Raw genomic sequence first — 13502 nt, 5'->3', positions numbered from 1 at the left:
TGTTACGCGCCTGTGACACCGAGCGGACCATCCGAAGATCGAAGCCTGTCACCATCTGTCTTGCCTATCCACATTTCTGGGGGATTCAGCCATGACCAACCGAACCCGCCTCATCACCGCCGCCATCGCCGTGGCCGCCTCCGTCACCGGCACGGCGCTGCTGGGTGCCTCCGGAGCCGCATCGGCCGCCACCGGTTCCGCGCACGGGACCCTGACCGTCAGCAACGGCACCGCGTACGTGCTGATCGGCGGACACCGGGTGAACTTCGGCGTGCCCGTCCGGGATCTCGCCTGGTCCCCGGACGGCGCCCGGGCCGCGTTCATCGACGGCTCCGGGAATCTCGACACCGCCCGTCCGGACGGCAGCGGCCGCGTGGTCGTCGCGAAGAACCCCGGCAACCAGAACTGGTCCCACCCGACCTGGCAGGTGACCGCGAAGGACACCCGCAACGGCATTCCCGCCAAGGACAACCTCATCTTCGCGGCCCGCGACAAGGGCGTCTCGCGCCTGAAGTACATCTCCGCCAAGGCCGTCCACGGCACGCCGAAGACGCTGTCCCTGAACGGCGACCCGGGCCCGGGCGGTGCGCTCCCGCAGACCGGCAACGTCTGGCCCAACGCGGGCGGGCACTACGGCACGTCGGTCTACGCCAACGTCGACACCGGCGCGGTCTACATCCGTGACGACTACCTGCGCCAGCAGGGCGGCAAGCTCACCAAGGGCTCGCAGCCCGCGCTGTCCCCGAACGAGGAAGAGGTCGTGTTCGTGCGCTCGGTCGCCGGCCACGACCATGTCCTCGTGGAGGACCTCATGCACGACAACCGCGTCAAGGACCTCACCCCGCACGCGACCACCGACTACACCGAGCCGGCCTGGTCCCCCGACGGCAGGACCCTCGCGGTGCGCACCCCGTCCGGCACGGTGACCCTGCCGGCCGACGGCACGGGCCACCCGGCCAAGGTCACGTCGACGACGGGCCTGGCGGCGTACCGCCCCTGACGACGACGGCGGCCGACGGGCCGGGCGGGTCCGGGACGCGGAGTGCGGGTCACTTCGCCGACCGGGCCAGCTCGGCCCGCAGCTCTTCCAGGTGTGTGTCGGCGCGGTCGTGCGGCAGGAACTCCACGACGTCGAGGAACCGGAACAGCACCTGGCTGCTCGTGACGGCGTACTCGTACTCGGCGAAGCCCACCACCGCGCCCGTCGTGCCCCGGACGGCGCCGCGCACCACGTGCTCGGTCATCTCGTCCGGCTCGGCCGCCGACATCCCGCGCCGGGCGTTCGGCCGGGCCAGATACGGGCACACCATCGAGGCGTACAGCATGCACGCGCGGTGCCCCGGCCCTTCGAGGGTCGGGGCGAGATTGCGGTACGGCCGCCCGGCGGCCAGCGCCTCGCCGATCGCCGCGCTCTCCCCGCTCCCCACCACGCGCCACACCGGCCCCCGCGGCATCGGGCGGTCGCACACCGAGCACAGCCGCCCCCGGGCGCACGCGGCGCTGCGGTCGTAGTCGGTCAGGGCGAACTGCGGCTCGTCGTTCTCCCACGGAGTGATCGCGGGCACGGGATATCCGCGCGCGTCCCGGGGGCGCGCCGCGACGCCCACCGGCATGGGAACCCTCTCGAATCGCACCTGCCATGCCTATCAGGCTCCGCCGGGCGAGCACCACCAAGGGGCTGTCCGGGGCGGGTCATTCGCGTGCGATGCGGGTCAGGTCGGCCGTCAGCGACGCCAGCCAGGACACGGTGGCGTAGTACAGGCGCGGCGCGCCGGGCGGTTCGGCGGCGAGTGCGGCGGGTGCCGGCTCGATCCGCGGCACCGGTCCGGTCGGGGTGTCACCGCCGGGGTCCAGGGCCGCCGAGACGAGCAGCATCCGCGCGGCCACCCGGTCTCCGAGTCCGCTGACGGACTCGGCCGGCGCGGGGCCGAGCGCGGTGAGCGGGGGCTCCAGCAGGTGTTCGGAGCCCCACAGCGTGTGGTGGCCGGCCATCAGTGCGGCCTGCCAGTCCACGTGGCGCGGTACGGCCTCGCCCGGCGGCCCGCCGAAGGGTGCCTGTTCGCACTGGAACTGGGCGTAGGCGGACTCGGCGAGGACGATCGCGCGTTGCAGCGAGCGGTGTCCCGGCGCCCCGGTCGGTGCGCTTCCGGCGCCGGTGCCCGCCACGGAGGCGCCGGTCGCGACGACGATCTCGGCCGCCCGGCGCAGGAGTTCGGCCGCGGCACGGTGCATCTCGTCATGGGCGCCGCGGGGCCAGGCGAGCACGCCGAAGACGGCGCCGATCACGCTGCCGATCAGCACGTCCAGCACCCGCTCTTCCGCCAACTGCCAGGTGGTTGTGGTCAGTTGGGCGAAGACGAGGGCCACGAGCACGGTGAACAGTCCCTGCGCCCAGCCGACGCCCTTGACCGGCCCCACGGTGAAGGCGAACAGCATCCAGGCCGGCAGGACGACGGCGTAGACCGCGGTGTCGGTGCCGACCAGGGTCAGCGCCCCGGCGGTGACCAGGGCTCCGGCCAGCGTGCCCACGAGGGCCGCGCGGATGGTGCTCCAGGTGTCGCCCAGGGTGGTGCGGGTGAGGCTGAGGGTCGCCAGCATGGCCCAGAATCCGTGGGGCAGCGTGTCCAGCCCGGCCACGAGCCGGGCGGCGGTCAGGGCCAGGGCGATACGGACCGCGTTCTGGAAGAACACCGACCTGCGACCGGCGTGGTGGCAGACCCGGTGCCACCACAGCACGGGTGCCCGGCTCCTGGCGTACCAGAAGCGGCTCTGCCCGGTCTCCACCGACGCGTGCCGGCCGTGCACGGCCAGATCGGCGGCCGTGCCGAGGGCGAGCGCGGCGTCGGCGATCTCCAGCACGGCCGCGTGCCGGCGCAGCACGCCGGGCGGGAGGTCCGGCGGTGCCGCGCCGGCGGCACCTGTCGCGGAGGCCGCCGCCACGCGGGCGCGTGCGGCGGCCAGTTCCGCGTACGGCGTCACCGGCGGCTGCCCGGTGTGCAGACAGGTCGCGGCCGCCGTGGCCAGCACCGCCACCGCGCGCAGGGCGGCGGTCTCCTCGGGGCCGGGCCGCCCGTCCGGCGCGGCGGGCAGGTCGGCGAGGCGGCTGAGGAGGGTGCGCGCGGCGAGGCCGGTGTGGGCGAGGGCGCGGTCGCGCACCCCCGGTCCGGCCGGGCGTTCCGCCTCCGGCACGGACAGGGACCGCAGCGTCCAGCCGGTCTCGTGGGCCAGGCGGACGCCGGTGCCGGTCAGGGTGTGGGGCGCGGTGGCGAGGAGCGTGGCGCAGTGCGCGGCCACGCGTGCGGCGTGGGCGGCCCGCTCGCGGTACGGCGGCGGGGCGGGTTCGGGGAAGAGCAGCGCCTCGGCGGCGACGAGCAGGACGAGCCCGGTGGTCGTACCGGCCAGGCGCTCGGCGAGCGTGCCGGGCGCGTAGGGCGGGAACGACGGCAGGATGTACAGGAGTTGCAGGCCCGGCGCGGCTCCCGCGAGGCGTGGTCCGCCTACGGCGGCGAAGGCCAGCGCGAAGCCGACCGCCAGCATGCCGACGACGGCGCTCCAGGTCCGTACCGACAGCCAGGTGCCGACGCCGACCAGCAGCCAGCACACCGGCAGCAGCCGCAGCACCAGCGCGGCCCGCTGCCGCCCGGTGCCGGGGATCCTGGCCAGTCCACCGAGGGCCACGGCGGCGAACAGGGCGTAGGTGGCCCCGACCGGGCGGTCGAGGCCGTAGCGGAAGAGGTAGAACCCGGCCGCGGCGACCAGCGTCACGCGGACCGCCCGTCGGCCCGAGGCTGCGTAGTCCGCCAGGGTGTGACGGGAAGCGACTCGACGGCCCACGCCTACAGAATCGCCCCGCGCCGCTCCCCCGGCATGTCGCGACCGCTTCGGCGCACCGGCGGGTCGGGAGTCAGCCCAGGGTGAAGCGGACCGGCGTGCCCGCCGCGGCCTGGGCGGCCGCCGCCAGGGCGGGTTCGGCGACGACGCCGACGACCGGGTAGCCGCCGGTGGTCGGGTGGTCGCGCAGGAACACCACCGGGCGGCCGTCGGGGGGCACCTGTACGGCGCCGAGCACCATGCCCTCGCTGGGCAGTTCGCCGCCCGGCACGCGTTCCAGCGGCGGCCCCTCGGTGCGCAGGCCGATGCGGTTGCTGTGCGGCGAGACGCGGTACGTCACCGAGGTGAGGGTGCGCAGCGCCGCGGCGGTGAACCAGTCGGCGCGGGGGCCGAGTCGGAGCGGCAGCGTCAGCTCGGCCGGCGGCGCCGGCCAGGGGGCGAGGTCGGTGCGGGGCGGCGGCGGGGCGGCGGCGCCGAGCGGGAGGACGTCCCCGGCACGCAGCGGCTCCGGGCCCAGTCCGGAGAGCAGGTCGGCCGAGCGGCTGCCGAGCACGGGCGCGACGGCGATGCCGCCGCGGACGGCCACGTAGGAGCGCACCCCCGCCGTCACGGCGCCCACGTCGAGGACGGCGCCCGCGGGCACCCGCACGGGTGTCCCCCAGGCCGCCGGCCGTCCGTCGAGGGTCACCGGGCAGGGCGCGCCGCCGACCACGACGGTCACGGTGTGCTCGGGGCGCAGGGCGCAGCCGGTGAGGGTGGTCTCCAGGACGGCGGCGTCGGGGGCGTTGCCGAGCAGCCGGTTGGCCAGGTCCAGGGCGGCGGTGTCGAGGGCGCCGGAGCGGGGGACGCCGAGGTGGGCGTGGCCGCGCCGGCCGGCGTCCTGGACCGTGGTGAGGGCGCCGGGGCGTACGACGGTGAGGGTGCCGGTCACGGCGCACCGCCGCTCTCGGCCACGAACCGTACGCGCGTGCCCGCGGTGAGCAGGGCGGGTTCGTCGCGGGTGAGGTCCCACAGCGGGGTCGGGTCGGGCATGGTGCCGATCAGCTGCCAGCCGCCGGGGGTGGCGCGCGGATACACCGCGCTGTAGGGACCGGCGACCGCGACCGCGCCGGCCGGGACACGGGTGCGGGGCGTGTCGTGGCGCGGGACGTGCAGTTCGGCCGGCAGGCCGGTGAGGTAGCCGAAGCCGGGGGCGAATCCGCAGAAGGCTACGCGGTAGGTGTACGCGCGGTGCCGTGCGCCGACCTCGTCGACGCCGACCTGCCAGAGGTCGGCCACCCGGGCGAGGTCGGGGCCGTCGTAGCGCACGGGGATCTCGACGGCCTCCCCTTCGTCGGCCGCGCGGGCGGGCACCTCCCAGTCGGCGATGCGGCGGGCCAGTTCCGCGGGGCGCGGGACGCCGTCGAGGAGGACGGTCCGGGCGCCGGGCACGATCTCCTCGACCGGGGGCAGGGTGCCGGCCGCGCGGCGTCGCAGCAGTTCGGCGTGGAAGGCGCCGGTGCGCTCGGCGTCCGGGAGTTCGACGAGCAGGGCGTGCCGTCCGGCGGGGCGCACGGTGAGGAGCCGGTTCCCGGTCATGCGAAGGCCCCGACCTCGACCCCGGCCGCGTCGAGGGCCGCGCGCACACGGGCCGCGATCCGGGCGGCGCCCGCGGTGTCGCCGTGCACGCACAGGGAACGGGCGGTCACGGCGACGCTCGTCCCGTCCACGGCCCGGACCGCGCCGTCCACGGCGAACGCGAGCGCACGCCGGACCACCTCGTCCTCGTCGGTGACCACGGCGTGCGGCTCGCGGCGCGGCACGAGGGTGCCCTCGGGGGCGTAGGCGCGGTCCGCGAAGGCCTCGGGTACCGCGGCCAGGCCCGCGTCCGCGGCGGCGGCGAGCAGCCGTGACCCGGGCAGGCCGAGCACGGGCAGCGCCCCGCCGGCCAGTTCGACGCCCGTCACCACGGCGGCGGCCTGTTCGGCGTCGTGCACGGTGCGGTTGTAGAGGGCGCCGTGCGGCTTGACGTACGCCACCTCGGCCCCGGCGGCCCGGGCGAAGACGCGCAGCGCCCCGATCTGGTAGGCCACCTCGGCCGCGAGTTCGTCCGCGGGGACGTCCATGGTGCGCCGGCCGAAACCGGCCAGGTCGCGGTAGGACACCTGGGCGCCTATCCGTACGCCGCGCTCGGCGGCGAGGTCGCACACGCGGCGCATCACGGAGGGGTCGCCGGCGTGGAAGCCGCAGGCGACGTTGGCGCTGGTCACGACGGTGAGCAGGGCGTCGTCGTCGGTGAGGGTCCAGCGGCCGAAGCCCTCACCGAGGTCCGCGTTGAGGTCGATCACGCCCCAGAACGTAATCGATCGTTGAACGATCCGACAAGGCTTCGATCAGTTTCTGCAGCCCCCTTGTTCGATCGTTGAACGATCCCCTAGGGTCCGTGCATCCCTCACGGATCCGGACCTCCCGGATCCGCACCGCCCGGGCGTCCCGCCCCGTCCCCCGCGAAGAAGGCCGCCGCATGATCGTTCTCCTCGGCGTGGTCGTGGTGATCCTCGGCTTCGTCACGCGCCGCAATCCCGTCCTCGTGGTGGGCGTCGCCGGTGTCTTCACCGGGCTGATCCGCGGGATGGATCCACCGGAGGTCCTCGCGGCCTTCGGCCGGTCCTTCGCCGACAGCCGCTCGGTCACCGTCTTCGCCGTCGCCCTGCCCGTGATCGGCCTGTTGGAGCGCTACGGCCTGCGCGAACAGGCCCGCCGCCTCATCGGCCGGCTCACCGGGCTCAGCACCGGCCGGTTCCTCACCGTCTACCTGCTGGTCCGTCAGGTCACCGCCGCCCTCGGCCTCACCAGCATCTGCGGCCCCGCGCAGACCGTACGGCCGCTCGTCGCGCCCATGGCCGAGGCCGCCGCCGAGCGCACGACGGGCACCGAACTGCCGGACCGCCTGCGCGAGAAGGTGCGCTCCTACGCCGCGTCGGCCGACACCGTGGGCCTGTTCTTCGGCGAGGACTGCTTCATCGCCATCGGCTCGATCCTGCTGATCACCGGGTTCGTGAACTCGACGTACCACCAGAACCTCGAACCGACCCAGCTGGCCGTGTGGGCCGTCCCTCTCGCGGTCTGCGCCTTCCTCGTCCACGGCGCCCGACTCCTGCTCCTGGACCGGCAGTTGGAGCGCCAGATGGCCCTCGCCCGCGCCGAGCACGACCTGCCGATGCCGAAGGGGACCGACAAGTGATCAAGGCCGAATGGCTCTACTGGCTGGTGGGCCTCGTCTTCGTCGTCATGGCCGTGCAGATGGCGGCCGACCGCACCAACCCCAGGCGGTGGACCTCCGCCGCCTTCTGGGGCCTGCTCGGGCTCACCTTCCCCTACGGCACCGGAGTCGCCAACGGCACGGCGCACAACGGTGGTTGGACCCTGCCCGCCGAACCGCTCGGTATCGCCGTCCTCGCCCTGATCGTGCTCGCCGGGTTCAACTTCCTCGGCAAGGGCGAGCCCGTCACCAGCAGCGCGGAGGAGCGCGAGGCCTCCGCGACCCGGCTCGGCGGCAGGATCTTCGTCCCCGCGCTGACCATTCCGCTCGTCGCGATCGTGTGCGCCTCCGTGCTCGACACCTCCGGCCTGTTCGAGACGGGCAAGGCCACCCTGATCGGACTCGGGATCGGCTGTCTTGTCGCCCTCGTCGTCGGCATGCTGGTCACCGGCGAGCGCAGGCTGTCGGTGCCGCTGCACTCCGGCCGCTCCATGCTGGAGGCGATGGGCTCCGCCCTGCTGCTGCCCCAGCTCCTCGCCGTGCTCGGCTCGATCTTCGCGCTGGCCGGAGTCGGCACCCAGGTCGGCAGGATCGTGCACGACATCCTGCCCGGCAACTCCAAGTACCTCGCCGTGGCGGCGTACTGCGTCGGCATGTTCCTGTTCACGATGATCATGGGTAACGCGTTCGCCGCGTTTCCGGTGATGACCGCGGCGATCGGCTGGCCCGTCCTCATCGAGCAGATGCACGGCGACGAAGCGGCCGTCCTCGCGATCGGCATGCTGGCCGGTTTCGCGGGGACGCTGTGCACACCGATGGCCGCCAACTACAACATCGTCCCGGCCACCCTGCTCGATCTGAAGGACCAGTACGGCCCGATCAAGGCACAGATCCCGACGGCGCTGCCGCTGCTGGTCTGCGCCACGGCGATCATGGCGCTCTTCGCCTTCTGACGCCCGCGCCCGCCGCCCTCCGCTCCCCGTGGAGGAACACCCGATGAAGACGAAGGAGAGGGCCCGATGGAGGAAGTGCCGTGACCCGCGTGCTCATCACCGGCTTCGCCCCTTTCGACGGCCGGCGCGTGAACCCGTCCTGGCAGGCGGCCTCCCTCGTGGCCGCCGAGCCGCCCGCCGGGCTGACCGTCACCGCCGCCGAACTGCCGTGCGTCTTCGGCGAGTCCGTCACGGCCCTGCGCGACGCCGTCATCACGGCCGGCCCCGAGCTGGTCCTCTGCCTGGGCCAGGCGGGCGGCCGCCCCGGTGTGACGGTCGAGCGCGTCGCCATCAACCTCGACGACGCCCGCATCCCCGACAACGCCGGCCGCCGCCCCGTCGACGAACCCGTGGTCCCGGGCGGCCCCGCCGCGTACTTCTCGACCCTCCCCGTGAAGGCCTGCGTCGCCGCCCTGCGCACGGCCGGTGTGCCCGCCGCCGTCTCGCACACCGCCGGTACGTTCGTCTGCAACCACGTCGCCTACGGCCTGGCCCACCTCATCGCCACCGAACTCCCGCATGTCCGGGGCGGTTTCGTCCATGTGCCCTGGGCGCCGGAGCAGGTCCCCGACGGCACCGCCCCGGCCCTGGAGCCCACCACGGTCGCCCGCGGCCTGCGCGCCCTGCTGGTCACCGCGGCCGCCACCCCCATGGGCCGGGACCTGAAGATCTCCGAGGGAACCACCCACTGATGCCGCCCACCGCGCACACGGCCCCCGTCGAAGCCGCCCACCTGCGCACCGCCCTTCCTTCGAGCGGCCGTACGACTGGGCCACGTATCCCGTGCGCTACGGCCACCACCCCAACAGCGCCTTCGGCCGAGGCGGCCGGAGCCCGTCTGGTGGCCGGCCGGCCCGCCGTGGAACGCGGCGACTTCGCGACCGAGCACTGGCCGGCCGCCTTCGCGGCGCAGGCCCTCGATCCCCTGGGTGGGGCCGGTCCGCGCGCTCAGATGCCGAACGGGGCGGCGTAGCGCACGGTGCCGGCGGGCAGGGGGTGGCGCGCGTCGAGGGTGAGGGCCATCAGGGCGTCGTCCGGGACGTCGATGCTCAGGCCGATCCCGTGGGCCGAGGCCCGGGTGAATCCGAAGCGCGGGTAGTAGTCCGGGTGACCGAGGACGACCACATGGCGCTCGCCCCGCTCCAGGGCCGCCCGCAGCACGGCCCGGACCGCGGCGGAGCCGGCGCCGGTGCGCTGCCGCTCAGGACGTACGGCGACGGGTGCCAGGCACAGCGCCGGGACGTCGCCGATGTGGCAGCGGGTCAGCAGGGCGTACCCGGCCGGCGTGCCGCTGTCGTCGACGGCGACCACGGACAGTCCGTCGAGCCACGCGGGATCGCCCCGCAGGGCGTCCACGAGGTCGGCCTCCGCGGCGGTGGGAAACGCGGAGAGGTTGACCTCGCGGACGGCGGGGATGTCGGCACCGGTCTCGGTGCGGGTGGTCCACCTGTGCGGCATGAGAGGCGTGTGCTCCGATTCGCTTGACGGCCTGCATCGAAGCACATGCCGACCGGACCGGACCAACCCTTTTGCGGCCTTTGCCGCCGACTCGCCGCGCCGGCTAGGCCATGAGCAGCGGGCGCAGCGCGCCGTCGCGGAGCCGGTCCACCAGGGGCGGCGCGAACCGGCGTGCCGCGAGCACCGTGGCCAGGGCGACGACGCTGCCGACCAGGGCGCCCACGGCGACGTCGTGGGGGTAGTGGGCGCCGACGTAGACACGCGAGGCCCCCATCACGACGGCCGCGAGCAGGGCGACGGATCCGAGCCACCTGCTGACGAGGAGGAGCGCCACCGCGAAGGCGAAGGCGACGGTGGTGTGATTGCTGGGAAAGGCGTAGTCGTCGGGGGCCGGGCACGCCTCGATGAGGAAGTCGTGGGGCAGCGCCCGGCACGGCCGGGGCTCCTCGAAGACCATCTTGATCCCGCTGTTCACCACATAGGCGAGGACGACGGCGAACGGAGCGCCCAGCACGGCGGCCATCGCGGCGCTCCCCTGCCCGCGGGCCCGCCACCAGGCGACCAGCAGGAGCAGCGCGAAGATGCCGGTGCCGTACGCGCTGTACGCGGCCGCGGTTCCGTTCAGCCAGTGCGTATGGCGGGCGAAGTCGGTGACGTCGGTGTACAGGCCGCCGTCTATGGCCGCGCCGTCGAGTGCCTGAACGGTCGGGGAGGAAGTCGTCATCGAGCGGATCTCCGGGCCGTGGTGCGCGTGCGGCGCGCTCCGGGGAACGCGCCGCGACACTGAGTGGACATGAAGATGACCTGTGGACGTCCAGAACATGAACGTCTACAAGTGAGTAGACGTTATCAGGCGGAGACCGGTTCACTCACCGGAAGATCGATACGCGCTAGGAGACGTCCGTGCGCAGGACCACGCGCCGCCCGTGCAGTTCGCCGCGCTCCAGCCGGGCGTGCACCGCGCCGGCCGCGCTGAGCGGGAGGATCTCGGTCCGGCGCGCCCGCAGGGCACCCCGGCCGAGCAGGTCGTTGATGTACCCGGCGGCCTCGGCGAGTTCGTCGGTGGTCGCGTGGGAGATGACGAATCCCACGACGGAGCGGTCGTTCATGTACAGGGCTCCGGCGGGCAGCACGGGCCGGGTGCCGGCACCGGCCAGCAGCACGACGCGGCCCCGCCGGGCGAGCAGTCCGACGGAGGTCTCCAGGTCGTTGACGCCCGCCGTGTCCAGGCAGAGGTCGACGCCCGACGGCGCGGCGGCCCGGATCGTCCCGGCCAGGTCCGGATCGCGGTAGTCGAAGACCTCGGCCGCGCCCGACCGTGCGCAGTACGCCGCGTCCCGCGCGCCGGCCGTCGCGAGGACCCGGGCGCCGGCCCGCGCCGCCATCGTCACCAGGGCACCGCCCACGTTGCCCGCGGCCCCGGCGACCAGCACGGTCTCGCCCGCGCGCAGGCGCCCGTGCACGAAGAGCGCGAGGTACGCGGTCGCCGCCGGGTGGACGACCGCGACCGCGTTGTCCGGATCGACGCCGTCGGGCAGGCGGTACAGCCGGTCGGCCGCCACCACCGCCCGCTCCGCCGCGGCGCCCTGGCGCCCCTCGTGCCCGAGGCTGTTGCACCACACCCGGTCCCCGACCCGGAATCCGGTGACGCCGGGCCCCACCTCGGCCACCGTCCCGACCAGGTCGCGTCCGACGACGAACGGGAAGGTCAGGTGCGTCGGGAAGAGCCCCGAGCGGACGAAGGTGTCGACGGGGTCGACCGCCGTGGCCCGCACCGCCACCAGTACGTCGGTGGGACCGGGCACCGGCGCGGGAATCTCCCCGTACCGGATGACGTCGGCGGAACCCAGCTCCTCGATGTACGCGGCACGCATGACATCACATGGTTCCACCCCGGCCCGCCCGGCGAAGGACGAGCGAGCTCAGTGTCATGCCGATGGCGCCGATCCACAGGGTCGCCCCGGCTCCCCACAGCGCACCCGAGACCCCGCCCAGTACTCCGCCCAGCGGAACGCCGCCCCAGGACACGAACCGGGCCGTGGCGTTCATACGGCCCAGGAGCCGGTCCGGGGTGAGGACCTGCTGAAGGCTCGACTGGGACACCACGCGGACGACACCGCCCAGGGAGAGTGCCGCGAGCCCGACCGCAGCCGCGTACAGGCTCCAGCCCGGCCGCGCGTGCGGCATCAGGGCGGTCGGCGGGCACGTGACCAGCGGCGCGAGCCAGATCACCCGGCCCTGCCCGAGCCGCCGCGCGATGCCGGTGGCCAGCAGGGCACCCAGCAGCGCGCCACAGCCCATGCCCGACAGGACGAGCCCGATACCGAGGGAACCGAGACCGATCTTCCGCTCCAGGAAGACCAGAAGCATCGTCTGGTACAGGACCAGGAAGAGGTTGAACATCGCGTCCCCCGCGATCGTCGCGCGCAGGACGGGCTGCCCGAGGACGAAGGTCAGCCCTTCCTTGATGTCCCGGGCCAGATGCCGTCTCCCGACCGCCCCCGGTCTCTCCTCGCGCCTGCGGATACGGGTCGCGAGGAGCCCCGACGCCACCATCCCCGCCGAACTCGCCAGCAGCGCGGCGGGGGCTCCCGCCCAGCCCACCAGCGGCCCCGCCACCGCCGGTCCGCCGATGCTGGTCACCGACCGGACCGCCGAGAGTCTCGCGTTCCCCTCGACCAGGTTGTCCCGTCCCACCAGGTGCGGGAGATAGCTGACGTAGGCGACGTCGAAGAAGACGGTCAGCAGTCCGTGCAGCAGGGCGGCCGTACAGAGCCACTCGATCGTGAGCAGACGGGCCCACCACGCCGCCGGGACGGACAGCAGGATCAGCGCGCGCACCAGATCGGCGGCGATCATCACGGGCCGCTTTCGCACCCGGTCCACCCACGCGCCGGCCGGCAGTCCGATCAGCAGCGAGCCCGCCGTGGTCGTCGCGGTCAGCAGTCCGACCTGGAGTTCGTCGGCGTTCAGCGCCGTGATCGCGACGAGGGGCAGTGCCAGGAAAATGATGCGGTCACCCAGCTGTCCGAGCGCGGTGGCGGCGAAGAGCCGCCCGAAATCCGGATCACGCAGAAGACCGAGCCGCGAGGGAATTCCCTTGGGTATCACCTGGTGTCACCGCTCGACGCCGAATTCGTACACCACGGCCCGGTGCGCGTCCGGAACGACGATGTCGGCGGTTTCCACCGGGCGGCCGTCGGTGGCGTAGATGGTCCGCTCCCTCCGGAGTACGAGGTCTCCGGCGCTGATTCCCAGCAGATTCGCGTGGGCCGGGGTGGCGCGGGCCGGGCGGGGCATCTCGACAACGGTGTCGACGACGACTCCGATGGAGCGCATGCGCTCGGGCACCCCCTTTCCCGCCAGCGGGCCCGTCTCGGGCAGCACGATCGGCGTTCCGCCGGTGAGGGCCATCGGTTCCCAGGACTCGGAGAGCTGGACGGGGTGCCCCTCGGCGAGGAACTCGTAGTGCGTGGTGACACAGAGGTCGCCGGGGCGGATGGCGAGCCGCCCGGCGATGGCCTCGGGGGCGGGCACGCGCACCTGGCTGTGCGCGTCCCAGGAGTCGGCCCGGCCCCGCTCCCGCAGTTCGGGACGTGCGCCGGCGGGCGTACCGGCGCGGCGGGGTGAGCCGTCGCGGCGTTCGTGGCGGCGCGAGCGGACGAGCCGCAGGCGCTCGCGCGGTGTGCGCACATAGGTGCCCGATCCCGCGCGCCCTTCGAGCAGTCCTTCGGCGATGAGCCGGTCCATGGCCCGCTGCACGACATTGCGCCCGACTCCGTACTCCTCGGCGAGCCGCGCCCGGGACGGCAGGCGCTCACCGACGTCCCACTCCCCCGAGAGAACACGGGCGCGCAACACGTCGGCCAGTGCACGGTACGGCGCTTCTCGGGGCATGGGTGACTCTCCAGCGGTGATTCCAGGCGGAGTTGAGAAGCTACTTCACCGCGCGAAAGCTACTGGAGCAGAAACACGCCCGG

14 protein-coding genes are annotated in these 13502 nt (G+C 74.0%); 4 read left to right on the top strand and 10 right to left on the bottom strand.

What is annotated here, in order from left to right; translation table 11 throughout:
• The first annotated feature begins 91 nt into the window (after window positions 1-91).
• Window positions 92-1000: a TolB-like translocation protein gene (locus ACZ4MF_RS14805; RefSeq protein WP_467492388.1), complete on the top strand. Its 909-nt coding sequence runs from the start codon at window positions 92-94 to the stop codon at window positions 998-1000.
• A gap of 49 nt (window positions 1001-1049) precedes the next feature.
• Here the strand turns inward: ACZ4MF_RS14805 and ACZ4MF_RS14800 are convergent, their stop codons facing one another.
• The 5 genes from ACZ4MF_RS14800 to ACZ4MF_RS14780 all read right to left on the bottom strand — a co-directional run bounded on the left by ACZ4MF_RS14800 (window position 1050) and on the right by ACZ4MF_RS14780 (window position 6158).
• Entirely contained in the window at window positions 1050-1565 is a 516-nt protein-coding gene (locus tag ACZ4MF_RS14800) for a hypothetical protein (protein WP_467492387.1), read from the bottom strand.
• A gap of 127 nt (window positions 1566-1692) precedes the next feature.
• The gene (locus tag ACZ4MF_RS14795; RefSeq protein ID WP_467492386.1) at window positions 1693-3765 is read right to left on the bottom strand and encodes an FUSC family protein; all 2073 of its coding nucleotides are present in this window, start codon (window positions 3763-3765) and stop codon (window positions 1693-1695) included.
• 139 nt (window positions 3766-3904) lie between these two features.
• Entirely contained in the window at window positions 3905-4762 is an 858-nt protein-coding gene (locus tag ACZ4MF_RS14790) for a 5-oxoprolinase subunit C family protein (RefSeq protein WP_467492385.1), read from the bottom strand.
• The gene (locus ACZ4MF_RS14785; RefSeq protein WP_467492384.1) at window positions 4759-5409 is read right to left on the bottom strand and encodes a 5-oxoprolinase subunit B family protein; all 651 of its coding nucleotides are present in this window, start codon (window positions 5407-5409) and stop codon (window positions 4759-4761) included. The genes ACZ4MF_RS14790 and ACZ4MF_RS14785 overlap by 4 nt, the downstream gene beginning before the upstream one ends.
• On the bottom strand, window positions 5406-6158 hold the full coding sequence (locus ACZ4MF_RS14780; RefSeq protein ID WP_467492383.1) for a LamB/YcsF family protein: 753 nt from the start codon (window positions 6156-6158) through the stop codon (window positions 5406-5408). Before ACZ4MF_RS14780 ends, ACZ4MF_RS14785 begins: the two co-directional genes overlap by 4 nt.
• A gap of 176 nt (window positions 6159-6334) precedes the next feature.
• Here ACZ4MF_RS14780 and ACZ4MF_RS14775 point away from each other — a divergent pair, with 176 nt between their 5' ends.
• From ACZ4MF_RS14775 to pcp, 3 genes are all read left to right on the top strand, one after another.
• Window positions 6335-7054 (top strand): DUF969 domain-containing protein, encoded by a 720-nt coding sequence (locus ACZ4MF_RS14775; RefSeq protein WP_467492382.1) that lies wholly within the window; start codon window positions 6335-6337, stop codon window positions 7052-7054.
• A complete protein-coding gene (locus tag ACZ4MF_RS14770; RefSeq protein ID WP_467492381.1) occupies window positions 7051-8025 on the top strand; it encodes a DUF979 domain-containing protein in 975 nt (324 codons plus the stop codon). Before ACZ4MF_RS14775 ends, ACZ4MF_RS14770 begins: the two co-directional genes overlap by 4 nt.
• Before the next feature lie 80 nt (window positions 8026-8105).
• Entirely contained in the window at window positions 8106-8756 is a 651-nt protein-coding gene (gene pcp, locus ACZ4MF_RS14765; protein ID WP_467492380.1) for a pyroglutamyl-peptidase I, read from the top strand.
• A 256-nt stretch (window positions 8757-9012) separates the two neighbouring features.
• Here pcp and ACZ4MF_RS14760 read toward each other — a convergent pair whose 3' ends face one another.
• From ACZ4MF_RS14760 to ACZ4MF_RS14740, 5 genes are all read right to left on the bottom strand, one after another.
• Window positions 9013-9522, bottom strand: coding sequence for a GNAT family N-acetyltransferase (locus ACZ4MF_RS14760; RefSeq protein WP_467492379.1), 510 nt, complete (start codon window positions 9520-9522; stop codon window positions 9013-9015).
• 103 nt (window positions 9523-9625) lie between these two features.
• Complete coding sequence (locus ACZ4MF_RS14755) at window positions 9626-10246, bottom strand: phosphatase PAP2 family protein (protein WP_467492378.1); 621 nt, start codon at window positions 10244-10246, stop codon at window positions 9626-9628.
• Between the two features lie 166 nt (window positions 10247-10412).
• On the bottom strand, window positions 10413-11396 hold the full coding sequence (locus tag ACZ4MF_RS14750; RefSeq protein WP_467492377.1) for an NADPH:quinone reductase: 984 nt from the start codon (window positions 11394-11396) through the stop codon (window positions 10413-10415).
• Window positions 11397-11400: 4 nt separating this feature from the next.
• Complete coding sequence (locus tag ACZ4MF_RS14745; RefSeq protein ID WP_467492376.1) at window positions 11401-12633, bottom strand: MFS transporter; 1233 nt, start codon at window positions 12631-12633, stop codon at window positions 11401-11403.
• Between the two features lie 6 nt (window positions 12634-12639).
• Entirely contained in the window at window positions 12640-13419 is a 780-nt protein-coding gene (locus ACZ4MF_RS14740) for a GntR family transcriptional regulator (protein ID WP_467492375.1), read from the bottom strand.
• Window positions 13420-13502 lie beyond the last annotated feature (83 nt).

The organism is Streptomyces sp. NPDC025793, assembly GCF_055558375.1.
This window is presented reverse-complemented; position numbering and strand designations above follow the sequence as displayed.

What these genes read in the sequence shown, in the direction of transcription:
- ACZ4MF_RS14805 (WP_467492388.1), top strand. Translation starts at nt 92, where the DNA reads ATGACCAACCGAACCCGCCTCATCACCGCCGCCATCGCCGTGGCCGCC.
- ACZ4MF_RS14785 (WP_467492384.1), bottom strand. Translation starts at nt 5,409, where the DNA reads ATGACCGGGAACCGGCTCCTCACCGTGCGCCCCGCCGGACGGCACGCC.
- ACZ4MF_RS14775 (WP_467492382.1), top strand. Translation starts at nt 6,335, where the DNA reads ATGATCGTTCTCCTCGGCGTGGTCGTGGTGATCCTCGGCTTCGTCACG.
- ACZ4MF_RS14760 (WP_467492379.1), bottom strand. Translation starts at nt 9,522, where the DNA reads ATGCCGCACAGGTGGACCACCCGCACCGAGACCGGTGCCGACATCCCC.
- ACZ4MF_RS14755 (WP_467492378.1), bottom strand. Translation starts at nt 10,246, where the DNA reads ATGACGACTTCCTCCCCGACCGTTCAGGCACTCGACGGCGCGGCCATA.
- ACZ4MF_RS14750 (WP_467492377.1), bottom strand. Translation starts at nt 11,396, where the DNA reads ATGCGTGCCGCGTACATCGAGGAGCTGGGTTCCGCCGACGTCATCCGG.
- ACZ4MF_RS14740 (WP_467492375.1), bottom strand. Translation starts at nt 13,419, where the DNA reads ATGCCCCGAGAAGCGCCGTACCGTGCACTGGCCGACGTGTTGCGCGCC.